The following is a 7,613-nucleotide window of genomic DNA, read 5'->3' on the forward strand; positions in this document are numbered from 1 at the left end:
TCGATCTTCCTACTTCCACATGGCCCGCATGCGCTCCGCGACATCGATGCGGATCTGCTGAGTGCTTCGCTCTGACCTGGCGGCTGAGACCTTTGGCCAGGTCGTGACTTCGAAGAATTGCAAAAGCATCGCCGGGATAAACCTGGTTCTTGCGGCATAGACGTGCCGATCACCCTGTGCGTTCTGTCCATGGGTAAAAAATCGCTGGGGCGTGATCAGTGAAAGACTGTCCCTGGCGCGTGTCATCGCGACATAGAGCAACCGACGTTCTTCCTCAAGTTCCTGCGTGGTTCCGGCCCCAAGATCAGACGGTATGCAGCCATCGACCGCATTGAGCACAAAGACCGCGCGCCACTCCTGCCCCTTGGCGGAATGAATGGTCGACAGGATCAGATAGTCCTCATCGAGCAAGGGTACGCCGGCCTGATCGCTGGTGGCGTCCGGCGGATCGAGTGTCAGTTCGGTCAGGAAACGCTCGCGCGAGGGGTAGCCGCTGGCGATCTGCTCGAGCTGCAACAGGTCGGCCTTGCGGGTATCGGCATCTTCATGGATACGGTCGAGATGTGGCTCGTACCAGAGCCGTGCCTGCCCGATATCGGACGGCCAGCCATCTTCGGACTTGCGCAGGTTTGCCAGCAACTGGACGAAACCTGTCCAGTCCTCTCCGGTCTTGGGCGGCGGCGGGATTTCAGCGAGGGCAAGCAGCGGTTCGGGGTCGGCCGCGATTGTCTCGAGGATATTGCCGGCCGTCTTCGGCCCGATACCCGGCAGCATGAGCAGCAGCCGGAAACCGGCAACACGATCGCGCGGGTTCTGCGCAAACCGCAGGACGGCCAGCATGTCCTTCACATGCGCGCTGTCGAGAAACTTCAGCCCGCCGAACTTGACGAAGGGAATGTTGCGGCGGGTAAGCTCAACCTCGAGCGGACCGCTATGACTGGATGTGCGAAACAGTACCGCCTGTTGCTTCAGCGTCATGCCGGTTTCGCGGTTGGCGAGCACCTGGTCGACGATAAAGTTCGCCTGTTCGGTCTCGTCCTTGACGGTGACGAGTTTCGGCCGCTCCAGTGATTGCCGGTCGGTCCACAGGTTCTTGGTGAAGCTTTCGCGCGCCAGATCGATGACGCCATTGGCAGCAGCCAGGATCGGCTGTGTCGATCGGTAGTTGCGATCAAGCGTGATGACGTCGGCGGCCGGGCTGAAGGATGACGGGAAATCGAGGATATTGCGAACCGTCGCTGCCCGAAACGAATAGATTGATTGCGCGTCATCACCAACCACAGTCAGGCCGCGGCCACCTGGCTTCAGCGCCATCAGGACCGAAGCCTGCAGCCTGTTGGTATCCTGGTATTCGTCGACCATGACATGGTCGAAGCGGTTGCCGATATCGTCGGCCAGATCCGGGTCGCTGACCATCTGGGCCCAGTAGAGCAGAAGATCATCGTAGTCGAGCACGTTCTGCGCCTGCTTGGCCTCGACATAGGCCGCAAACAACCGCTTCAGCTGCTCTTCCCACGTCGCCACCCATGGATAATGCTGGCGCAGGATTTCGTTCAGCGGTGCCTGCGAATTGACCGCACGCGAATAGATCGACAAGCACGTGCCCTTGGTTGGAAAGCGGTTTTCGGTCTTGGAAAACCCAAGCTCGTGACGGGCAAGGTTCATCAGGTCGGCGCTGTCTTCGCGATCATGGATGGTGAAATCCACATTGAGCCCGATCTGCTCTGCATAGATCCGCAAGAGTCTTGCGCCGATCCCATGAAACGTGCCGGACCAGGTGAGCGCGTCCGTCAGCACTCCGGAATTGGCGCCCAGCACCTGTTTGCAGATCCGCTCGACACGGCGCGACATTTCAGACGCCGCACGTCTCGAAAACGTCATCAGCAGCATGCGGCGCGGGTCGGCGCCGTTGACGATCAGATGTGCGACCCGGTGGGCGAGCGTATTGGTCTTGCCTGACCCGGCGCCGGCAATGATCAGAAGCGGGCCGGCAAGCTTCCCGTCAGCAAGTGCTACGCCATGCTCGACAGCCAGCCGCTGCTGATCATTGAGTTTCTCCAGATAGGCCAGGCTCATTCCGGTTTTATCCCTCGCGGACACTTCTGACTTGCCGTGGTGCGCAGGAAATTTTTCCTGCCTGTGCATAAAACCCATCCACTTGATCTTGCTCATGGATTCTCATGGTCATCACCGTCACCGGTCTTTCTGCTGGATCGAACGGCGAAAGCGCCCGATTGACTCATTGCACATTAGAGAACAAAAAAGGAACATACCGCAACCTGCACCCGTTGAAAAGGTCTGATCGGACTAGTCATATTATGCAAAATCGTGCCCGAACCATTGCTATCACCGAGCTGCGGGAACGCATACTGCATCTGGAAGGCGGGTCTGCCCGTACGCGCGAGGTTTTGCCCTTCGGTGTAGATCAGATCGACCGGCATCTGCCAGGTGGCGGACTGGCGCTCGGTGCGCTGCACGAGGTCGCAGGTGGCGGGAACGGCGCGCTCGACGGGGCGGCCGCTGCCTTGTTCGTTGCCGGAATTGCGGCGCGCACCACCGGCAAGGTATTCTGGTGCGTCACAAGGCAGGACCTGTTCATGCCGGGGATCGTCCAGGCGGGTCTGTCGAACAACCGTGTCGTAATGGTCGAATGCCGCGATGAAAAGGGCGTGCTCGACTGTTTTGAGGAAAGCCTTAGGTGTCGGGGCATGGGCGCTGTCATCGGTGAGGTGGCGCGCCTGCCGATGACAGCGTCGCGCCGGCTGCAGCTCGCCGCCGAAACGTCGGGTGTAACAGCCATTGCCATTCGCCGCTGGCGCCGCCACGCGGATGTCTCGGATTTTGGCCACCCAACGGCTGCCGTGACGCGCTGGCGCATCTCGGTTCTTCCGTCTCAACCGCTACCGGTTCCAGGCATTGGCCGGGCCCGGTGGTATCTTGAACTTCTTCGTTGCCGTGCCGCAGAAAGTGCTGATTATGTGGTCGAAGCCTGCGACGCCAAGGGTCGTCTCGGTCTATCTGCCGACCTGGCCCACCGATCGCCATCGTCGGATGCTTGGGCAACAAGCGCCACCGGCTGACCAGCCACTGGTAATGATCGCCCGCGAAGGCAGCCGTCGGCTGGTGGCGGCCGCCAATGCTGCGGCTTTCGCTGCCGGATTGCGCATTGGCATGCCGGCGAGCAAGGCCCAGGCTCTGGTCGCGGATCTGATCATCGAGGAATTGCGCCCAGAGGAGGATCGCAAGGAACTTGGTCGCCTCGCTCTCTGGTTCCTGCGCAACTACGCGCCGATTGTCGCAGTTGATCCGCCAGACGGTATCGTCATCGATACGACCGGGGCCGACCACCTGCATGGCGACGAGACATTGATGTTGACGGGTATGATCAATCGGCTGTTGGCGATGGATTTTACCGCACGCGCTGCCGTCGCAGACTGCTGGGGCGCGGCTCGTGCACTGGCCCGCTATTGTGCCAAACCCTATATCGTCGTTCCCGAAGGGGAAGCGGGGAAGGCAGTGCTCGATCTGCCGATCGCGGCACTGAGACTGGAGAGCCGGACTGTTGCCGCGCTTCGCACCCTCGGTTTTGACCGCATCGGTGAACTCGCGGCCACGCCACGCGCACCGCTTACCCTACGCTTTGGTCCAGAGATCGGCCGCCGCCTCGACCAGGCGTTTGGCCGTGTTGCGGAACCGATCGATCCGATCCGGGCTGTGGAAGCGATTGAAGCGCGACGTGCCTTTGCCGAACCGATCTCGGCCACTGAGACTATCGGCCGCTATGTCAGCATGCTTGTGGTGCGCCTTTGCCAACGACTTGAAGAGCAGGGGTGCGGTGTTCGCCGTCTCGACCTTATTCTCCACCGTGTCGACAATACCTTGGCTGTCGTCCGGGCGGGAACGGCGAAACCCGTGCGCGATGTCGAGCGCCTGACCAGGCTGCTCTGCGACCGGATCGACACGATCGATCCGGGGTTCGGCATCGAGATCATGGTGCTGTCGGCCGTACATTGCGAACCACTGGAGGCTGTGCAGACGATATCGTCGCTCATCGAGGAGCCCGAAGCGGAAATTGGAGGTTTGATCGATGTCATCGTCAATCGCGGTCACCGCGTCTATCGGGTTGCCGCCGTCGAGAGCGATGTGCCGGAGCGTTCTTTTGCAACGGTGCCTGCACTCACCGCAGACGATGAACTGGGTTGGCCAGTGGAATGGCCGCGGCCGTCCCGGATTCTGCTCCATCCCGAGCCGATACAGTGCATGGCGCTCTTGCCGGATCATCCGCCGGTCAGCTTCACCTGGCGCGGCAGTCGCCATGTGGTGAAGCGTGCGGACGGTCCGGAGCGCGTCTTCGGGGAATGGTGGAAGCGCGACAGGGAACTGGGCGCCATCAGGGACTATTTCGTGGTCGAAAACGCGGCGGGCGAGCGTTTCTGGATCTATCGCCAGGGTGACGGCGAACATGCCGACAGTGGTGCCGGCAACTGGTTCCTGCAGGGGATCTTCGCATGAGCGAGACGTCGCGATATGCCGAATTGCAGGTGACCTCGCATTTTTCCTTTCTGCGTGGCGCGAGTTCCTGCGAGGACCTCTTTGCAACCGCCGCAACGCTCGGCATCGACACATTGGCCATCACCGATCGCAACAGCCTGGCCGGCATCGTGCGGGCGCATCAGGCGGCCAGGGAGACCGGCATCAGGCTTGTCGTCGGTTGCCGCCTGGATTTGCGCGACGATCTCTCCGTTCTCGTCTATCCGACCGATCGACCGGCTTATTCGAGGCTGTGCCTCCTGCTGTCGCTCGGCAAGGGGAGGGCAGGCAAGGGCAAGTGCGATCTGGGTTGGGACGATCTCGTCACCTTTGGCGAGGGGCTGCTGGTCGTGCTGCTGCCGGATCTGGCCGATGATCTTTGTGCGATCAGGCTACGCAGGCTCCGGCAGGATTTCGGCGACCGTGCTTACCTCGCCCTGACGTTGCGGAGGCGGCCGAACGACCAGCTCCGGCTACACGCGCTCACCAATCTTGCCGCGCAGGCCGGCGTGCCAACGGTCGTCACCAACGACGTGCTCTACCATGACCGCGACCGCCGGCTGATGCAGGACATCGTTACTTGTATCCGGCACAATTGCACCATCGACCAGCTTGGCCGCCGCAAGCAGCAGTTCGCCGACCGCTACCTGAAACCGCCTGGGGAAATGCACCGGTTGTTCAAGCGCTATCCGGAGGCGCTGGCCCGGGCATCTGAGATCGTCGAGCGATGCAGGTTCTCGCTCGACCAGCTGGCCTATCAATACCCGGAGGAATTGATGCTGCCAGGGCTGACGGCGCAGGAAGCTCTGGAGAAGTTGACCTGGGAGGCCGTGCCGGATCGCTATCCGGAAGGATTGCCAGAAGATGTCGAAAAGATCCTGAAGCATGAACTGGCTTTGATCGCCAGGCTCGACTACGCGCCCTATTTCCTGACCGTCAATTCGATCGTGCGTTTCGCCCGCTCCAAGGACATTTTATGCCAGGGCAGGGGATCGGCGGCCAATTCTGCAGTCTGCTATGTGCTCGGCATCACCTCCGTCGATCCGTCGCGCAGCGACCTGCTGTTCGAGCGCTTCGTCTCGGAAGAACGGCGCGAGCCGCCCGATATAGACGTCGATTTCGAGCACGAGCGACGCGAGCAGGTCATTCAGTGGATCTACGCGACATATGGGAGGCAGAGAGCAGCACTCTGTTCGGTCGTCACATGCTACCGGGCCAAGGGTGCGCTCAGAGACGTCGGTAAGGCACTCGGTCTGCCGGAAGATCTGACCAAGATGCTCTCGTCGCAGGTCTGGGGCTGGAAAGAGGGCATCGGCGAACAGCAGGCGACCGACCTCAATCTCAACGCCACGGATCGGCGGCTGCGCTTGGCCTTCGATCTCGCCCAGCAGCTGATCGGCACGCCGCGGCATCATTCGCAGCATCCGGGCGGCTTTGTGCTTACCCAGGACAGGCTCGATGAACTGGTTCCGATCGAGCCGGCCGCGATGGAAGATCGACAGATCATCGAATGGGACAAGGATGATATCGACATCCTCAAGTTCATGAAGATGGACGTGCTGGGTCTGGGCATGCTCTCCTGTATGAAGCGCGGCTTCGATCTTCTTGAGGAGCACAAAGGAATCAGGATGGATCTTGCGACCATTCCGCCGGAGGATCCGCGCACCTATGCGATGATCCGGCGGGCCGATACGCTGGGTACATTCCAGATAGAATCCAGAGCGCAGATGTCGATGCTGCCGCGGATCAAGCCAAGGACCTTTTACGATCTTGTCATCGAAGTGGCGATCGTCCGTCCCGGCCCTATCCAGGGCGATATGGTACATCCCTATCTGAGGCGCCGGGAAGGCAAGGAAAAGGTTCACTATCCGAAACCGGAACTGGAGAAGGTGCTCGGAAAGACCCTCGGCGTACCCTTGTTCCAGGAACAGGCAATGCGGGTGGCGATCGAATGTGCCGGCTTTACCGCCGGCGAGGCGGATCAGTTGCGCCGAGCGATGGCGACCTTCAAGCATACGGGCGGTGTTTCGAAGTTTGGTCAAAAGCTGATCAACGGTATGATTGCCAACGGCTACGAGCGCGACTTTGCCGAAAAGACCTTCCGCCAACTGGAGGGCTTTGGAAGTTACGGCTTTCCCGAAAGCCATGCTGCCTCCTTTGCACTGATCGCCTATGCCTCCTCCTGGCTGAAATGCTGGCACCCGGACGTGTTCTGCGCAGCCTTGCTCAACGCTCAGCCGATGGGGTTTTATGCGCCCGCCCAGATCGTTCGTGATGCCCGCCATCATGGTGTCGAGGTGCGCCCCGTCTGCATCAACGCATCGCGCTGGGACTGCACACTGGAGCCGGCGGATAATGACCGCTTTGCAGTGCGCCTGGGGTTTCGGATGGTCAAGGGGCTGGCAAACAGGCATGGCGCGGCGATTGTCGCGGCGCGCGAGGATCAGCCTTTCCAGTCGATTGACGATCTCTGGTGCCGAGCGAGTGTCCCATCAGCATCTCTCGTTCAATTGGCCGAAGGCGATGCGTTTCAGCCAGCGCTGAAGCTTTCACGGCGCGAGGCGCTCTGGGCGATCGAAGCCCTACGCGACGAACCGCTGCCCTTGTTCACTGCTGCTGCCGCCCGCGAGCAAACATTGCTTCCGGAAGCGCTGGAACCGGCCGTCGCCCTGAAACCTATGACGTCAGGCGGTGAAGTCGTTGAGGATTACAGCCATGTCGGGCTGACCCTGCGCGCTCATCCGCTGAGCTTCTTGCGCGATGATCTCAAGAAGCGGCGCATGGTCACTTGCGAGGACGCAATGAATGCCCGCGATGGCAAATGGCTGGAGTCCGCCGGTTTGGTGCTGGTGCGTCAGCGGCCGGGCTCTGCCAAGGGTGTCATGTTCATCACCATCGAGGATGAGACTGGCCATGCCAACCTCGTGGTTTGGGTGAAAATATTCGAGAAATACAGGCGCGTCGTGCTTGGCGCCGGCATGATCGGCGTCTATGGCAAGATCCAGCGCGAGGGCGAGGTGGTGCACCTCGTTGCCCACCGGTTGACCGACCTGTCCGGTGAGCTAGCGAGCGTCGGATCGCGA

General features: G+C 60.9%; 4 protein-coding genes. 3 read left to right on the plus strand and 1 reads right to left on the minus strand.

The features are described 5' to 3' along the window. Window positions 1–9: 9 nt before the first annotated feature. Window positions 10–2,076: an ATP-dependent helicase gene (locus GVK95_RS20010; protein ID WP_159952441.1), complete on the minus strand. Its 2,067-nt coding sequence runs from the start codon at window positions 2,074–2,076 to the stop codon at window positions 10–12. Between the two features lie 242 nt (window positions 2,077–2,318). Between GVK95_RS20010 and GVK95_RS20015 the strand changes: the two genes are divergently transcribed. From GVK95_RS20015 to GVK95_RS20025, 3 genes are all read left to right on the plus strand, one after another. Further along, a complete protein-coding gene (locus GVK95_RS20015) occupies window positions 2,319–3,080 on the plus strand; it encodes an ImuA family protein (protein WP_159952464.1) in 762 nt (253 codons plus the stop codon). Then, entirely contained in the window at window positions 3,052–4,512 is a 1,461-nt protein-coding gene (locus GVK95_RS20020) for a DUF6504 family protein (protein ID WP_159952463.1), read from the plus strand. Before GVK95_RS20015 ends, GVK95_RS20020 begins: the two co-directional genes overlap by 29 nt. Further along, a partial coding sequence (locus GVK95_RS20025; protein WP_159952442.1) for an error-prone DNA polymerase occupies window positions 4,509–7,613 on the plus strand: 3,105 nt, incomplete at its 3' end. The genes GVK95_RS20020 and GVK95_RS20025, both read left to right, overlap by 4 nt.

Source organism: Rhizobium sp. 18065 (assembly GCF_902706095.1).
In the GTDB taxonomy this organism is placed as follows: domain Bacteria; phylum Pseudomonadota; class Alphaproteobacteria; order Rhizobiales; family Rhizobiaceae; genus Allorhizobium.

Bases quoted from the DNA above. Each gene is read 5' to 3' on its own strand.
- GVK95_RS20010 (WP_159952441.1), bottom strand. From the start codon at position 2,076: ATGAGCCTGGCCTATCTGGAGAAACTCAATGATCAGCAGCGGCTGGCT.
- GVK95_RS20015 (WP_159952464.1), top strand. From the start codon at position 2,319: ATGCAAAATCGTGCCCGAACCATTGCTATCACCGAGCTGCGGGAACGC.
- GVK95_RS20020 (WP_159952463.1), top strand. From the start codon at position 3,052: ATGCTTGGGCAACAAGCGCCACCGGCTGACCAGCCACTGGTAATGATC.